Origin of the sequence: Mycobacterium sp. P7213, from assembly GCF_900604305.1 — a bacterium.
Taxonomy (GTDB): Bacteria; Actinomycetota; Actinomycetes; order Mycobacteriales; family Mycobacteriaceae; genus Mycobacterium.
Genome location: NZ_UWOA01000013.1, coordinates 1 through 14,400 on the forward strand (window position 1 = coordinate 1; position 14,400 = coordinate 14,400).

The following is a 14,400-nucleotide window of genomic DNA, read 5'->3' on the forward strand; positions in this document are numbered from 1 at the left end:
CCGCACCCCCGCACCCACCGTCACACCCTGCCCCGGACCCACCGGYGAACGCGCCCACTGGTGGTGGTACCAACCCTTCCAACCCCAAGCACCACCAACCACCAACTGACTTGCTGCCTACTTCGCGATCGCCATCACCGCGCCCGGCCGTAGCCAACCGATGATCTTCACCAGCGTGGCGTCATCGATGGCCACGCAGCCCGCCGTCGGTCCCCCGTCGGTGGTGTGAAAGAAGTAGGCGGAGCCGTCGCCGGGCGTGCGGGATTTGTTGACGCCGATGACCACCGCGTGCCGGTACTGCGGGATGTTGAGGTTCTCGCTGGCCGCCGTGCTGAACGGGCACTGGGCTTTTTTGCAGACCTGCATGGTGTTGTAGGTCGGGCTGTTGGAGTCGCTGTCCCACCAGTGGTCGGATCCGACCTGCACATACGGCAGGCCTCCGCCGGGATTCGGCGCGGTGCCGAACGCCGAATCGAGCGTGTAAAACCCCATCGGGGTCGACGGCTCGCCTTCTTTGGTCCCTGGCGTGATGCCCGCCGAACCGACATGTGCCGGAATCCCTGCCGCGACCGCCTCCCAGCCCACCGGAGTCCGCTGATAGACATCGATCTTTGCAGTCGAATGACCCACTCCGACAACCGAAACCACCTGTGTGGCGTTGCCGACCGCATTGCCGAACCAGGGTTCGACGACCGCTGCGGCCAGCGGCGCGGTCGCCACGGTCACCCCCATCGCGCACAACGCGGCGCACAGCAGAACTACCAGTGGACGCACCGCACCATGGTCAGCGACCGGAGGCGTCAGCGTCAAACAATGATTGCGGCGCGGCGTGTCCAGCGCCGAGATCAGCCTGCTTCGCGGCAGCTGAATCGGGCAACCACCCGCTGCGCCTGCAACTCCCGGCAACCGTTGGCCAGCAGGCCGTCGTAATGGCTGGAACCCGCATAGATGGCCGGCAGGCCGATGGCGGCCGCGGTGCGGGCCCCAGACTCATAGCCGGCGATCACCAGCGCCTCCCCGGCCACAATGCCAAGCTCCCACAGCGCCAGCCGGTAGAGCTCGGCGTCCCCGGCGGGGCCGGTCAGGTCGTCGGCGCTCACCACCGTCTCGGCCATGCCGTCACCGATCAGCTCCCGCACCCGCTCCTGCACCCAGGCACGCGGGCCGGCGCCCACCACCGCGATCCACAGACCCGTCGCGAACAGGCTCAACACCAGGTCCACCAGGCCCGAGCGGGGTTCGCCGTCGGCGTCGGCGAGCGCGTCTAGATCGAAGATCACCGCTTGCAGGGGGTACACCTCGGCATCCGGGTGCGCCTGGTCCCACCAGAACGGGCGGCCCGGACCGGTCCATGTCGCGAGTTCAGTTGTGATCTGCATAACAGACACCGTGCCGGACGCGAGCCTCGGTGTCCTCCCCCATTGGGGGGATCTGGGTGGGGTAATCACCGGGGGCCTGATTCGGCGGTCCCAGCTTCACCTCGCCTCCGCCACCCCTACGGGCCGACTCCATCGAGCCTCGCTGAACCGCCGGGCTGATTCGGCGGTCCCAGCTTCACCTCGCCTCCGCCACCCCTACGGGCCGACTCCATCGAGCCTCGCTGAACCGCCGCAGGGCCCTATTGTCTTGCTATGCCCGTGCGCCTGGTCCTCGTCGACGACCACGAAATGGTGATCGAGGGCCTGCGGGCCATGCTCACCGCGTTCGCCGATCGGATCGAAGTGGTCGGCCAGGCGATCAATGCCGAGCAGGCCATGGCCGTGATCGCCGAGACCGACCCCGACATCGTGCTGTGCGACGTACGGATGCGCGGTGAGAGCGGCCTGGACCTGTGTCTGGCGCTGCGGGAACGCGACCCGGAACGCAAGGTCGTGATGCTGTCGGTCTACGACGACGAGCAGTACCTGTTCGAGGCGCTGCGCGTCGGCGCGACCGGCTACCTGCTCAAGAGCATCAGCAGCGACGACCTGGTGCATCAGATCGAGTTGGCCCACCGCGGCGAGACAGTGATCGACCCGGGGCTGGCGGCGCGGGCGGCCGGCACCGCCGCCCGGCTGCAACGCGATGAATTCTGGCCCGGCGCCCGCCAGGGCCTCACCCAGCGGGAAAGTGAGATCCTGGCTTACATGGTCAGCGGGCTGTCCAATCGCGGGATCGCCACCAAGCTGGTGATCGGCGACGAGACGGTCAAATCCCATCTCCGCTCCATCTACCGCAAGCTCGGGGTGTCCGACCGGACCGGTGCCGTGGCGACCGCGCTGCGCGAAGGCATCTACCGGTGAGCTCCAGCAACGGGCCGCGTTCCCGCCCCCGCAAGACCACGGCGGTGCGGGATTTTGTAGACGCGAACCACGAGCTGGCGCTGCTGCGGGAACTGATCCAGGCCGCCTCCAGCGGCCCCGGCGTGGAACCGCTGGCCGCCGCAGCGGCCCGGATGATCACCGCGGCCACCGGAACCGACGTCTGCTTCGTGCACGTCCTCGACGACACCGAGCGCTCGCTGACCCTGACCGGCGCGACCCCGCCGTTCGACACTGAAGTGGGCAAGATCCGGCTGCCGCTGGGATCGGGGGTGTCGGGCTGGGTGGCGCGGCATCGCGAGCCGGTGGTGATCAGCGACAACAAAGAGGCCGACTCGCGCTACCTGCCGATCGAGTCGCTGCGTGGGCGCGACTTCACCTCGATGGTGTCGGTGCCGATGGAGACCGATCCCGGCGGGCTGGTGGGTGTGCTCAACGTGCACACCGTGACCCGCCGCGAGTTCACCCCCGGTGACGTCGAGCTGCTTCGGGTGATCGGCCGGCTCATCGCCGGCGCCATGCACCAGGCCCGGCTGCACCGGCAGCTGGTGGCGCGCGAACGTGCCCACGAGCTCTTCGTAGAGCAGGTGATCGAAGCCCAGGAGATCGAGCGGCGCCGGTTGGCCGGCGACATTCACGACGGCATCTCGCAGCGGCTGGTGACGCTGTCTTACCGGCTCGACGCCGCCGCCCGCGCGGTCGGCAATGACCCGGATGAGGCGTCGGCGCAACTGGAGGCCGCTCGTGAACTCGCCGGGCTGACCCTGCAGGAGACCCGGGTGGCGATCAGCGGGCTACGGCCTCCGGTGCTCGACGATCTGGGCCTGTCCGGTGGCCTGGCCAGCCTGGCTCGGTCGATCCCGCAGCTCACCATCGAGCTGGACCTGGCCGAGACCCGGCTGCCCGAGCACATCGAGCTGGCGCTGTACCGGATCGCGCAGGAAGGCCTGCAGAACGTGGTCAAACACGCGGCCGCGACGACGGTGCGGCTGGGATTCGCGATCACCGCCGACCCCGACACCGCGCGGCTGGAGATCATCGACGACGGGGTGGGGTTCGACACCTTCGAGCACCCGGTGGGCGGCGACGAGATGGGCGGCTACGGGGTGCTGTCGATGGCCGAGCGCGCCGAGCTGGTCGGCGGCCGGCTCAATATCCGGTCACGGCCCGGGGCGGGCACCGCCGTCACCGCCACCATCCCGATCCCGTCCCCCGCCGCGCGAGAGTCCACATGAACCCGCCGGCCAGGGGCCTAGAAGTCTCCGGCATTGCGCCGCAACGTCTCAATCGCCGAGGACAGCGTTCGCGACTCCTCCTCCGACATGCCGACGTCGGCGAACACCTCCCGGTTCAGGCTGACCGTCGCGTCGGCGACCGTGGCCCGGCCCAAGTCGGTGATCGACACCAGCGTGGTGCGCCCGTCGGTGGGGTGCGGCAGCCGCTCGACCAATCCGGCCGCCTCCAGCCGCCGGATCGCGTGGGTGACGCTGGTGACGTGGACCTGCAGCCGGTCGGAGGCCTTGGTGATCGGCAACTCGCCAGAACGGCTGAACGCCAGCAACCGCAGCAGCTCGAATCGGGAGAAGCTCAAGTCGTAGGGCCGCAGCGTCGCCTCCACCCGTGCCAGCAGGATCTGGTGGGCGCGCATCACCGATGTCACCGCGACCATTCCGTCGGCGACCTCACCCCAGCCGGCCCGCTCCCAGTTGGCGCGGGCCAACGCGATCGGGTCGGCATCGCCGGAGGAACTGGAAGCTGCCACGCCCTTTTCTTACCGCACCGCGTGGCGCGGTCGCTTCGGTGTGCGGCAATTGACATCATGGCGCCGGTCGCTGCACGCGGAGGCAGGGCCGGAAGAGTCGTCGCGGTAGGGGAATTGAACCGATGAGTGCTCGGCTACGTGACACCGACATGACCCCCTCGTCGCCTTCGCTTGCCGCGGTAGCCGTTGAATTCCCACTGAACCGATACAGCCAAGACGAATCGGCCCAGGCATTGGGCGACATCGCCGGTCCCGAGTTTCGGCGGTTCTTCGATGCCAGCGGCGTCGCATCCCGGCACCTGGCGTTGCCGTTGCCCCGCTATGCCGAGCTGAGCGGTTTCACCGAGGCCAACAACACCTTCATCGATGTCGCCCTCGACCTCGGTGAGCATGCGCTACTGGCGGCCCTGGATGCCGCCAAGGTCAAGCCGGCCGACGTCGACCTGGTGGTGTCGACGACGGTAACCGGGCTTGCCGTACCGACTTTGGAGGCCAGGCTGGCGGCCAGGGTTGGACTGCGGCCCGACGTCAAGCGGATCCCGTTGTTCGGCTTGGGCTGTGTCGCAGGTGCTGCCGGGGTGGCCAGGATGCACGACTACCTGCGCGCCTACCCCGACCACGTGGCCGCGTTGCTCGCGGTCGAACTGTGCTCGCTGACCATCCAGCGCGACGACCGTTCGATGGCCAATTTCGTAGCCGCCAGTCTGTTCGGCGACGGCGCGGCCGCCGTGATCGCGACCGGGGCGAACCGGCGCCCGGTCCGGCCGAAGGCGCCGAAGGTACTGGCCACCCGCAGCAGGCTCTACCCCGACACCCAGGACGTGATGGGCTGGGATATCGGCACCAGCGGGTTTCAGATCAAGCTGTCCGTCGAGGTCGCCACCGTCGTCGAGAAGTATCTGGCCGAGGATGTCCGCAACTTCCTGGCCGACTGTGGCATGACCTCCGCTGACGTGTCGACTTACGTCTGCCATCCCGGTGGGCCGAAGGTCATCGAGGCGGTCCAGGACGTGTTGGACCTGCCTGCAGATGCGCTGGATCGAACCCGAACGTCGTTGCGCGAGAACGGGAATCTGTCATCAGCCTCGGTGCTCGACGTGCTGCGGGCCACCATGGCCGATCCGCCTCCGCCGGGCTCGTTCGGACTGATGGTCGCGATGGGACCGGGATTCTGCTCCGAACTCGTGCTGCTCGGCTGGTAGCCCGCGCGATCGGTTGATTCCGCCACCCGAAGACCGGCCCACCAGGATGCGCGAGGCTGATGCAGCGTTCCAGACGCGCACCCTCACCGTGGTGAGACGGTTCAGCGTGGAGTTCGGTTCTTTCTCGTTCCGGGGTCAGCCGGCGGCCGGGCTGGTCAGAATTCTGGGCCCGTCCTCGGTCACCGCGACGCTGTGTTCCCAGTGCGCGGCGCGTGACCCATCGGCGGTGACGACGGTCCACTCGTCTTCGAGGATCACCGTTTGATCGGTGCCCAAGGTGAGCATCGGCTCGATGGCCAGCACCGAGCCCGCCACCAGCAGCGGTCCGTGGCCCGGCGATCCCTCATTGGGTAGGAATGGGTCCATGTGCATCTGGCGGCCGATACCATGGCCGCCGTAGCCGGCCACGATGCCGAACGAGCGCTTGAACTCGGTCGACGCGGCCCGGGCGCCCATTTCGATAGCGTGCGACACATCACTGAGTCGGTTGCCGACCACCATCGCCGCGATGCCGGCCTCCATCGCCTGCCGGGTCGCCGCAGACAGGTTTTCGTCGGCGGCGCTCAGCGTCCCGATCCCGAAGGTCACTGCGGCATCGCCGTGCCAGCCGTCCAGGATCGCACCACAGTCGATGGACACCAGATCCCCGGCCACCAGCACCTCGGCCGCCGTCGGGATGCCGTGCACCACCCGGTCGTTGACCGAGCTGCAGATCGACGCCGGGAAGCCGTGGTAGCCCAGGAACGACGGCGTGGCGCCCGCGTCCCGGATCACCGATTCGGCGATCTCGTCCAGTTGCAGGGTCGAGACGCCGACGGCCGCCGCTTCGCGGACTGCGGCCAGGGCAGCGGCGACGACGGCGCCGGCCGCAGCCATCGCGTCGAGCTCACCCGGGCTGCGATGCGGCACCGCTTTGCGCCGCTTCGCCCACCCGATCACTACTGTCCCAGGGCGTTCAGGGCGCGGGTGAACACCTCATCGAGCGTGCCGAGCGCATCCACGACATGCAGGTCGTGCTCGTCCTGGTAGTAGTCCAACAACGGCGTGGTCTCCTCGCGGTAGACCATCATCCGATTGTGGATGACCTCAGCGGTGTCGTCGGCGCGACCGCGTTCCTTGAGCCGCTTGAGCAGTTCGCTCTCGGTGACCCGGAACTCCAGGACCGCATCCAGCTTGGTCTGACGGTTTTCCAGCATGGCGTGCAATGCCTCCGCCTGCTCCACCGAACGGGGATAGCCGTCCAGGATGAAGCCGTTGGCGGCGTCGGGCTGGTCCAGCCGATCTTCGACCAGCGCGTTGGTCAGCTCCGGCGGAACCAGGTCGCCCGCATCGAGGTACTGCTTGGCCTGCTTGCCCAGCGCGGTGCCCTCGGCGATGTTGTGCCGGAACAGGTCACCGGTGGAGATCTGTGGGACGCCCAGCTTCTCCGAGAGCTTCACCGCCTGGGTGCCCTTGCCTGCTCCCGGCGGTCCCAGCAGTACGACTCTCACTTGAGGAACCCTTCGTAGTTGCGCTGCATGAGCTGACTCTCGATCTGCTTCACCGTGTCCAGACCCACGCCGATCATGATCAGCACCGCGGTGCCGCCGAAGGGCAGGTTCTGAACGGTGCCCGAGCTGCCCATGTTCAGGAACAGGTTCGGCAGCACCGAGATCACGCCGAGGTAGATCGAGCCGGGCAGCGTGATCCGGCTGAGCACATAGCGCAGGTAGTCCGCGGTCGGGCGTCCCGGGCGGATGCCCGGGATGAAGCCACCGAACTTCTTCATCTCGTCGGCCCGCTCGTCCGGGTTGAACGTGATCGACACGTAGAAGTACGTGAAGAAGATGATCAAACCGAAGTACAGCCCGATGTAGACGAAGTTGGACGGGTCGGACAGGTAGGTGCTGACGAACTTGTCCCACCAGCTGTTGCCGGGGCCGCTGCCGCCACTGTGGACCAACTGGGTGATCAGCTGCGGAATGTAGATCAGCGACGAGGCGAAGATGACCGGGATAACGCCAGCCTGGTTGACCTTCAGCGGCAGGTACGTCGAGGTGCCGCCGTACATGCGCCGGCCGACCATGCGCTTGGCGTACTGCACCGGGATACGACGCTGGCCCTGCTCCACGAAGACCACGCCGACGACGATGATCAGTGCCGCCAGGCAGACCATGGTGAACACCACGGCGCCGCGGGAGTCGAGGATGGTCTTGCCCTCGATCGGAATGCGGGCGGCGATACCGACGAAGATCAGCAGCGACATGCCGTTGCCGATGCCGCGCTCGGTGATGAGCTCTCCGAGCCACATCACCAGGACCGCGCCGGAGGTCATCACCAGCACGATCACCATCAGGGTGAAGATGCTGTGGTCGGCGATGATGTCGTGCCGCAGGCTGCAGGTCTGCAGCAGGCCGCCGTTGGCGGCCAGCGCCACGATGCTGGTGGCCTGCAGAATAGCCAGCGCAACCGTCAGGTAGCGGGTGTACTGCGTCATCTTGTTCTGGCCGGACTGGCCTTCTTTACGCAGTTCCTCGAAGCGCGGGATCACCACGGTGAGCAGCTGCACGATGATGCTGGCGGTGATGTAGGGCATCACGCCGATCGCGAACACCGTCAGCTGCAGCAGCGCGCCGCCGGAGAACAGGTTGATCAGTGAGTACACCTGCGCGGCATCGCCACCACTGACTTCCTTGATGCACTGCTGCACGTTCTGGTAGTCGACGCCGGGCGACGGGATCGCGGCTCCCAAGCGGTACACCACGATGATGCCCAGCGCGAACAAGATCTTGCGCCTCAGGTCGACCGTCCGCAGTGATGAGATGAAAGCCGAGAACACTCTTCTCCTCCTGCGCAGCCGAGGTCCGGTCGCGGCGTTCAATGGGCTGTTGTGTCCCAGCCCCGGTTAGTCCTGGGTTAGTCCTGCGTTTTCGCGTCCACGGGCCAGCCGATCACGACGAGGCCACGCGTGTCTTATGCGCGTCAGCAGTCTACGAGAGTAACAGCTGCGCACCGCAGGCCGGGCGGGCGTTGGCGGCACTCCCAGCGCGTGATCAGCGTAGCGGCGTAGAGTCGTCGACGACTCGTTAAATACGCTAACTAACTTCCGGCGGCGCCCGACCGGCAGAGCTAGATAGGCGCTAGAGAGATAGGAGTATGCACCGTGGCAAGTACCGGCCGACTTCCTGGAGACACCTGGGACCTGGCCTCCAGCGTGGGCGCCACCGCCACCATGGTCGCCGCCGCCCGAGCCCTGGCCACCGCCGAAGCCGAACCGCTCATCTCCGACCCGTTCGCGGCGCCGCTGGTACGTGCGGTGGGCATCGACTTCTTCACCAAAATGGTCGACGGCGCCCTGGACCCGGCGGTGGCCGCCGAGGCCAAGACCGCCGCCGGCCCGATGACCGCCGTGATGGCGGTACGCACCCGGTTCTTCGACGACTTCTTCGGCCAGGCCGCGGACGCCGGCATCCGGCAGTCGGTCATCCTGGCCGCAGGACTGGATTCGCGGGCCTACCGGCTGGGTTGGCCGGCCGGCAGCGTGGTCTATGAGATCGACCAGCCGGACGTCATCGAGTTCAAGTCCCGCACGCTGGCCGACTTGGGAGCCCAGCCGACCGCCGATCGCCACGCCGTGGCCGTCGACCTGCGCGACGACTGGCCGGCGGCATTGCGCGAGAGCGGTTTTGACCCGACTAAGCCCACCGCATGGAGCGCAGAGGGCCTGCTCATCTATCTGCCGCCGGAAGCGCAGGACCGGCTGTTCGACCACATCACCGCGCTGAGCGCCCCGGGCAGCAGGATTGCCACCGAGTACCACCCCGACGGCGCGGCCACCCTGAGCGACTCGAACCAGTCGCTGGGTCAGCGCTTCGCCAACCAGGGCCTGGATCTCGACATCGCCACCCTGGTGTACTCCGGCGAGCGAAACCCGGTCGGGGCATACCTGACCGAGCGCGGATGGCAGGTGCGCGAACGCGGCCGAGAGACCGTGTTCGCCGACTACGGCCGCACCTTTCCCGACGGTGACATAGTGGCCCGGCTGCGCAACTCGGTTGCGATCGAGGCGATCCGGCTCTAAGCGGAATTTCGCCACTTACAACGACGATGGCCGCCGGTCTCGAAGGACCGGCGGCCATCGTCGTGTTGCGCGGTGGCCGCGCTATCAGCTCGGGGGGATGACCCCGCCGCCCTTGCCGCCCTCGCCGGGCTGCCCGGGCGGGCCGGCGGTGCCGCCGCCGGCAGCCGAACCGCCACCGCCGGCGGGGCCACCAGGCCCGGCGGCGCCGGGGCCACCCGGAGTGCCATCGGCGCCGTTGCCACCGTCTTGGCCCGCGGTGCCGTTGGGGTTGTTGGCCGCACCGCCTTTACCGCCGAGGTTGCCGCCGGCCGCGTTTCCGCCGCTGCCGCCGTTTCCGCCGCTGCCGCCGTTACCGCCGGCGCCACCGTTGGGGTTCGTCGCGCTGCCGTTACCGCCGCTCGCGCCGGCACCACCGGCGCCACCGTCGCCGCCCCTGCTGCCGTTACCGCCGGCGCCACCCTTGCCGCCGTCGCCGCCGTTGCCGGAGTTGCTGCCGCCGAGGCCGCCGTCGCCGCCCTTACCGCCGTAGCCACCGTCGGCGCCGTTGGACCCGTTGCCGCCGGTACCACCGGTGCCACCGGCACCTGCCGACTCGCCAGGCGCGCTACCGGCGTCGGCGCCGGTACCACCGCTGCCGCCGTTTCCGCCCTTGCCGCCGATTCCGGTGCCATTGCCGCCGGTGCCGCCAGTGCCGCCGTTGGGGTTGCCGGACTGATCGCCGTCGGTGCCGGCCGACCCGGTCCCCCCGGTCGTGCCGGGGCCGGTCGGGGCATTGGCGCCCTTACCGGCGTCGCCACCGTTACCGCCGTTTCCGTCGGCGCCGGCGTTGCCGCCCTTGCCGCCGTTGCCGCCGTACTGGCCAGTGCTGGTCGCATCGGCACCCTTGCCACCGTTGCCGCCGTTACCGCCGGTGCCGGTCGATCCGGCCTTGCCGTTCGCGGCTTGGCTCCCGTCACCGCCGGTGCCGCCCGTGCCGGCGGTTCCTGCTGTGCCACGGTCGCCGCCGTCACCACCGTTGCCGCCGTGGCCGCCGTGCGCGCCCGATCCGGTGGTGTTGGTGGCGATCCCGTCGCCGCCGTTGCCGCCGTTGCCGGCGTTACCGGCGTTACCGGCGTTGCCGCCCTTGCCGCCAGCACCGGCGCTGCCGCTGCCGCTGGCCCCGGTACCGGCCGCGCCACCGTTGCCGCCACTGGCGCCGTTGCCACCGTTGCCGCCGCTGCTGGCGTCGCCGCCGGCGGAGCCGTCCGGGTTCGCGGTGGTGCCATTGCCCCCGGTGGTGCCGTTGCTGCCGTGGCCGCCGTTGCCGCCGTTGCCACCAGCACCGCCGGTTCCACCGTTGCCCCCGACGCCGGAGTTGGTGCCGCCCAGACCGCCCGCACCGCCGTTACCGCCGGCGGTGCCGTTGCCGCCGTTGGTGCCGTCGACGCTCGAGTCCGTGGAGTTGGTGCCGTTGGCGCCGTTGAAGCCGTTGCCGCCCGCACCGCCGTTACCACCCCGGCCATCGGGACCGGCGTTACCGCCCTTGCCGCCGTCGCCGCCGGTCTGGTTCGCGTTGGTCGCCGTACCGCCCTTGCCGCCGGCGCCACCGTCGCCGCCGGTCGCATTGGCACCGGTGGAACCGTTGTCCGCCTGGGTGGCTCCGTCGCCGCTGGTTCCGCCCTGGCCGCCGGCCCCGGCCGTACCACGCACGCCGCCGTCGCCACCGTCGCCACCGTTGCCGGCCGCCGCACCGGCACCACCGCCTAGGCCGGCGCCACCGGCACCGCCGTTACCGGCGCTGCCGGCGTTTCCGCCCGCACCACCGACTCCGCCGTCGCCGGCGTTGCCATCCTTGCCGTCGGTGGCAGTGCCGCCGACACCGCCGTTGCCGCCACTACCACCCGTGCCGCCGATACCGCCGTTGCCGGCGTCGCCGCCGTCCGTACCGTTGCCGCCCGACAGGGTGGCGTCGATACCAGCGGTGCCGKTGGCGCCGCTTCCGCCGATACCGCCGACGCCCCCGGCCCCGCCGACACCGCCGTTTCCGGCGTCACCGGAGGTGGTGCCCCCTGCGCCACCGGCGCCACCGTTACCACCCTGGCCGCCATCGCCGCCGAGGGTGCCGTTGCCGTTGCCGTCGGTCACACCCGCCAGGCCGTTGGCACCCGTACCGCCGGCGCCGCCGTCACCACCGATGCCGATGGCCCCGGCGTTACCGCCGCCACCACCGTTACCGCCGTTGCTTCCCGGTGCGGTCGCGTCGAATCCTCGACCGCCGTTACCGCCGTTGCCTCCTGCGGTGGCGTCCGCGCCGACTGCGCCGTCAGTTCCGGCGGTACCGCCGCTGCCACCGGCGCCGGCTCCGGCGCCGGTGCCGCCCAGGCCGGCCTGTCCGCGGTTGCCGCCGTCGCCGCCCTTACCGCCGTCGGGGTTGTCGGCGTCACCGGCGGCACCGGTTCCGCCGTTGCCGGCGTTCCCGGCGTTCCCACCGTCACCGGCGTTCCCACCGTCACCGTTGCTGCCACCGTCGCCGTTGGCCGCGGTGCCGGCATTGCCGCCCACGCCGCCATTGCCGCCCACGCCACCGTTGCCGCCATCGCCGGCGTTACCGCCCGCGCCGTCGTCGACGCCGGCCACCCCGGTCGCTCCGTCCTGACCGGTACCGCCGCTGCCGCCCGTTGCGCCGTTGCCGCCGTCGCCTCCGTCGCCGGCGTTACCAGCAAGCGCACCGCCGTTGCCGCCGGCGCCACCGGCACCACCGTGGCCGCCGGCACCGCCGGCACCGCCGGCTGCGCCGGGCACGTCGCCGTCAGTACCGACTGCGCCCAGCGCACCGCTACCGCCGGCTGCACCGTTGCCGCCATTGCCGATCAGACCACCGTGGCCGCCGGCACCGCCGGCCCCGCCGTCGGCACCCGGAACGGCGTTCGGGTCAGCGGAGGCGTCATAGCCCGCGCCGCCGTTGCCGCCGTTGCCGTGAATGCCAGTCACTCCGGTCCCGGCCACGCCGTCGAGACCGTTGACACCGCTGGCCGGGTTGCCGCCGGTGCCGTGCACGCCGGCGACTCCGGCGACGCCCGCCGTACCGGGGTCACCACCGTTGCCGCCCTTGCCGCCGTTGGGGTTTTCGGCGTTGCCGGCCGCGCCGTTGCCACCGTTGCCGGGGGTGTTGGCGTTGCCGCCGTTACCGGCGTCGCCGCCGTTGCCGTTGAGCCCGACCACGCCGTTGTAGACGACTCCCGCGTTGCCACCGTTACCGCCGGCGCCACCGTCACCGCCACTGCCGCCGCGACCACCATCCTGGCCGTCCTGGCCCGGAAGGATCCCGTCCGCGCCGTTGGCACCGGCTCCGCCGTCGCCGCCATCCGCGCCGTTGCCACCGTTGCCGCCATTGCCAGAGTTCCCGGCATCGCGTCCACCGGCGCCACCGTGTCCACCGTTGCCGCCGTAACCGCCGACCTTGCCGTCCACACCGGCGTCGCCGGGGTTGGCGCCGTCGGCACCGGCGGCGCTGTCGCCGCCATGACCGCCGTTACCGCCGTTACCGCCGTCGCCGATCCGGCCTGCGGCGCCACCGTTTCCGGCAGCACCACCGTTCTGACCCTGGCCGTCGGCGAGCACGCCGCCGTTGCCGCCGTTACCACCGTGACCGCCGTTGCCACCACTGATGGCCACCGCACCGTCCGCGCCGGAGGCGGCGCGGGTGCCGTCGCTGTTCAGACCACCGAGGCCCGCGATGCCGACGATGCCACGGTCACCGCCGGCGCCACCGTTACCGCCGTCGCCGGCGGACAGGCCCGTTCCGTCGTTACCGCCGTTGCCGCCGTTGCCGCCATTGCCGGCATTGCCGGCGTCACCGGCGCTGCCGCCGGCCCCGGCCACACCGGACGCACCAGCCGGGTGGATGCCGAGGAATCCGCCCGCGCCGCCCTTGCCCGCGTTTCCACCGGCGCCTCCGTTGCCGCCGTTGCCACCGTTACCGGCGTCCATGCCGTCTTGTCCGGGCAGGCCGCTGCTGACGCCGGCGCCACCGGCGTTGGTGCCATGCAGGCCGTTCTGACCATCACCGCCGGCGCCGCCGTCGCCGCCGACACCACCATTGCCGCCGTTGCCCGCGGCACCGAACAGCAAGCCCGCGCGGCCGCCGGCACCACCGTTGCCGCCGATGCCGCCGAAGCCGCCGTGATCACCGCTCGCGCCGAACGTGGCTCCGTCGGCACCGTCGCCCCCGAAACCTCCGGCGCCACCGGCACCACCGGCCCCGCCGTTGCCGATGAAGATGGCCGCGCCGCCGGTTCCACCGAAACCACCTGCGCCACCGCCGATTCCACCGACACCGCCGGCACCGCCCAGGCCTCCGTTGCCCAGCAGCCAGCCACCGGCACCGCCGTCACCACCGTTACCGGCGTCGCCACCGGCAATACCAGCGAGTCCGGCGCCACCGGCGCCGCCGTTGCCGATCAGTCCGGCCGCTCCGCCGATCCCACCGTCGGCATTGATGGCGTCACCGGCCACCCCGGCGCCGCCGTCGCCGAACAGGAAGCCACCGTCGCCGAGGTTGCCGAAGAGTCCCGAGCTGCCCAGCAGCGAGTCGTTGACACCGTCGAAGCCGTCGATGCCGTTACCGATCAGCACCCGGCCGAACAGGTCGACGAAGGGCTGGTTGACGAGGTTGAGCAGCGGTTCGGCGTAGCCCATCAGGTCTTGGCTGATGGCGTACAGCGGTAGGTAGACGTAGTTCTGGAAGCCCGTGTAGAGCACATGGTCCATCTCCGCCAGCCAGGGGCCCAACGGCTGTGTCGGGTCGAAGGCGAAAATGCTGGAGTCGAACGCGGCACCCGCGTCCAGGCCGTCCAGGACGTCGGCCGACGACCCGGTGAGCCACAGGTCCGAGCCCGCGGACCACGAGTCGAACATCTCCAGGATGGGCTGCGAGAACAGGTCGTCGAAGTCTGCGCTGGCGGACGGAGCGGTTGCGACCGGGCTCACCCCGAAGGCCAGGAATGCGCCGACTGCGCTTCCGGCGCCGGCCACCCGCCCAGCGAAGCCACGGGCACTTTGCCGACGGTCACGACTCTGTTTCATGCCGAATCTCCC

The 14,400-nt window shown here is 70.1% G+C and carries 11 protein-coding genes; 4 read left to right on the forward strand and 7 right to left on the reverse strand.

The window, feature by feature from the left end:
• Positions 1–117: 117 nt before the first annotated feature.
• Positions 118–774, reverse strand: coding sequence for a L,D-transpeptidase family protein (locus EJK91_RS06555; protein ID WP_024440319.1), 657 nt, complete (start codon positions 772–774; stop codon positions 118–120).
• Between the two features lie 71 nt (positions 775–845).
• Positions 846–1,379, reverse strand: coding sequence for an HAD family hydrolase (locus EJK91_RS06560; RefSeq protein ID WP_024440320.1), 534 nt, complete (start codon positions 1,377–1,379; stop codon positions 846–848).
• 252 nt (positions 1,380–1,631) lie between these two features.
• Here EJK91_RS06560 and EJK91_RS06565 point away from each other — a divergent pair, with 252 nt between their 5' ends.
• Together EJK91_RS06565 and EJK91_RS06570 are read left to right on the forward strand one after the other, a co-directional pair.
• A complete protein-coding gene (locus EJK91_RS06565) occupies positions 1,632–2,282 on the forward strand; it encodes a response regulator (protein WP_024440321.1) in 651 nt (216 codons plus the stop codon).
• A gap of 44 nt (positions 2,283–2,326) precedes the next feature.
• On the forward strand, positions 2,327–3,535 hold the full coding sequence (locus EJK91_RS06570; RefSeq protein ID WP_036456954.1) for a GAF domain-containing sensor histidine kinase: 1,209 nt from the start codon (positions 2,327–2,329) through the stop codon (positions 3,533–3,535).
• Positions 3,536–3,552: 17 nt separating this feature from the next.
• Here the strand turns inward: EJK91_RS06570 and EJK91_RS06575 are convergent, their stop codons facing one another.
• Positions 3,553–4,062, reverse strand: coding sequence for a MarR family winged helix-turn-helix transcriptional regulator (locus tag EJK91_RS06575; protein ID WP_024440323.1), 510 nt, complete (start codon positions 4,060–4,062; stop codon positions 3,553–3,555).
• Between the two features lie 122 nt (positions 4,063–4,184).
• On the opposite strand from EJK91_RS06575, the gene EJK91_RS06580 reads away from it, so the two are divergent.
• The gene (locus EJK91_RS06580) at positions 4,185–5,264 is read left to right on the forward strand and encodes a type III polyketide synthase (protein WP_046302049.1); all 1,080 of its coding nucleotides are present in this window, start codon (positions 4,185–4,187) and stop codon (positions 5,262–5,264) included.
• Between the two features lie 135 nt (positions 5,265–5,399).
• Here EJK91_RS06580 and map read toward each other — a convergent pair whose 3' ends face one another.
• From map to secY, 3 genes are read right to left on the reverse strand one after another with little or no spacing between them, the layout of a single operon-like run.
• The gene (map, locus tag EJK91_RS06585; protein ID WP_024440325.1) at positions 5,400–6,203 is read right to left on the reverse strand and encodes a type I methionyl aminopeptidase; all 804 of its coding nucleotides are present in this window, start codon (positions 6,201–6,203) and stop codon (positions 5,400–5,402) included.
• A complete protein-coding gene (locus EJK91_RS06590) occupies positions 6,203–6,754 on the reverse strand; it encodes an adenylate kinase (RefSeq protein ID WP_024440326.1) in 552 nt (183 codons plus the stop codon). Before EJK91_RS06590 ends, map begins: the two co-directional genes overlap by 1 nt.
• Complete coding sequence (secY, locus tag EJK91_RS06595; protein WP_024440327.1) at positions 6,751–8,082, reverse strand: preprotein translocase subunit SecY; 1,332 nt, start codon at positions 8,080–8,082, stop codon at positions 6,751–6,753. The genes EJK91_RS06590 and secY overlap by 4 nt, the downstream gene beginning before the upstream one ends.
• A gap of 393 nt (positions 8,083–8,475) precedes the next feature.
• Here secY and EJK91_RS06600 point away from each other — a divergent pair, with 393 nt between their 5' ends.
• Positions 8,476–9,324 carry a class I SAM-dependent methyltransferase gene (locus tag EJK91_RS06600; RefSeq protein WP_125078564.1) on the forward strand — a complete coding sequence of 283 codons (849 nt, stop codon included), beginning with the start codon at positions 8,476–8,478 and terminating at the stop codon, positions 9,322–9,324.
• Between the two features lie 84 nt (positions 9,325–9,408).
• Here EJK91_RS06600 and EJK91_RS21695 read toward each other — a convergent pair whose 3' ends face one another.
• Positions 9,409–14,388, reverse strand: a complete 4,980-nt coding sequence (locus EJK91_RS21695; RefSeq protein WP_164517903.1) for a PE family protein — start codon at positions 14,386–14,388, stop codon at positions 9,409–9,411.
• Positions 14,389–14,400 lie beyond the last annotated feature (12 nt).

Excerpts from the sequence above, each read along its gene's own strand:
- EJK91_RS06560 (WP_024440320.1), bottom strand. The coding sequence starts at position 1,379 with ATGCAGATCACAACTGAACTCGCGACATGGACCGGTCCGGGCCGCCCG.
- EJK91_RS06600 (WP_125078564.1), top strand. The coding sequence starts at position 8,476 with ATGGTCGCCGCCGCCCGAGCCCTGGCCACCGCCGAAGCCGAACCGCTC.
- EJK91_RS06580 (WP_046302049.1), top strand. The coding sequence starts at position 4,185 with ATGAGTGCTCGGCTACGTGACACCGACATGACCCCCTCGTCGCCTTCG.
- EJK91_RS06565 (WP_024440321.1), top strand. The coding sequence starts at position 1,632 with ATGCCCGTGCGCCTGGTCCTCGTCGACGACCACGAAATGGTGATCGAG.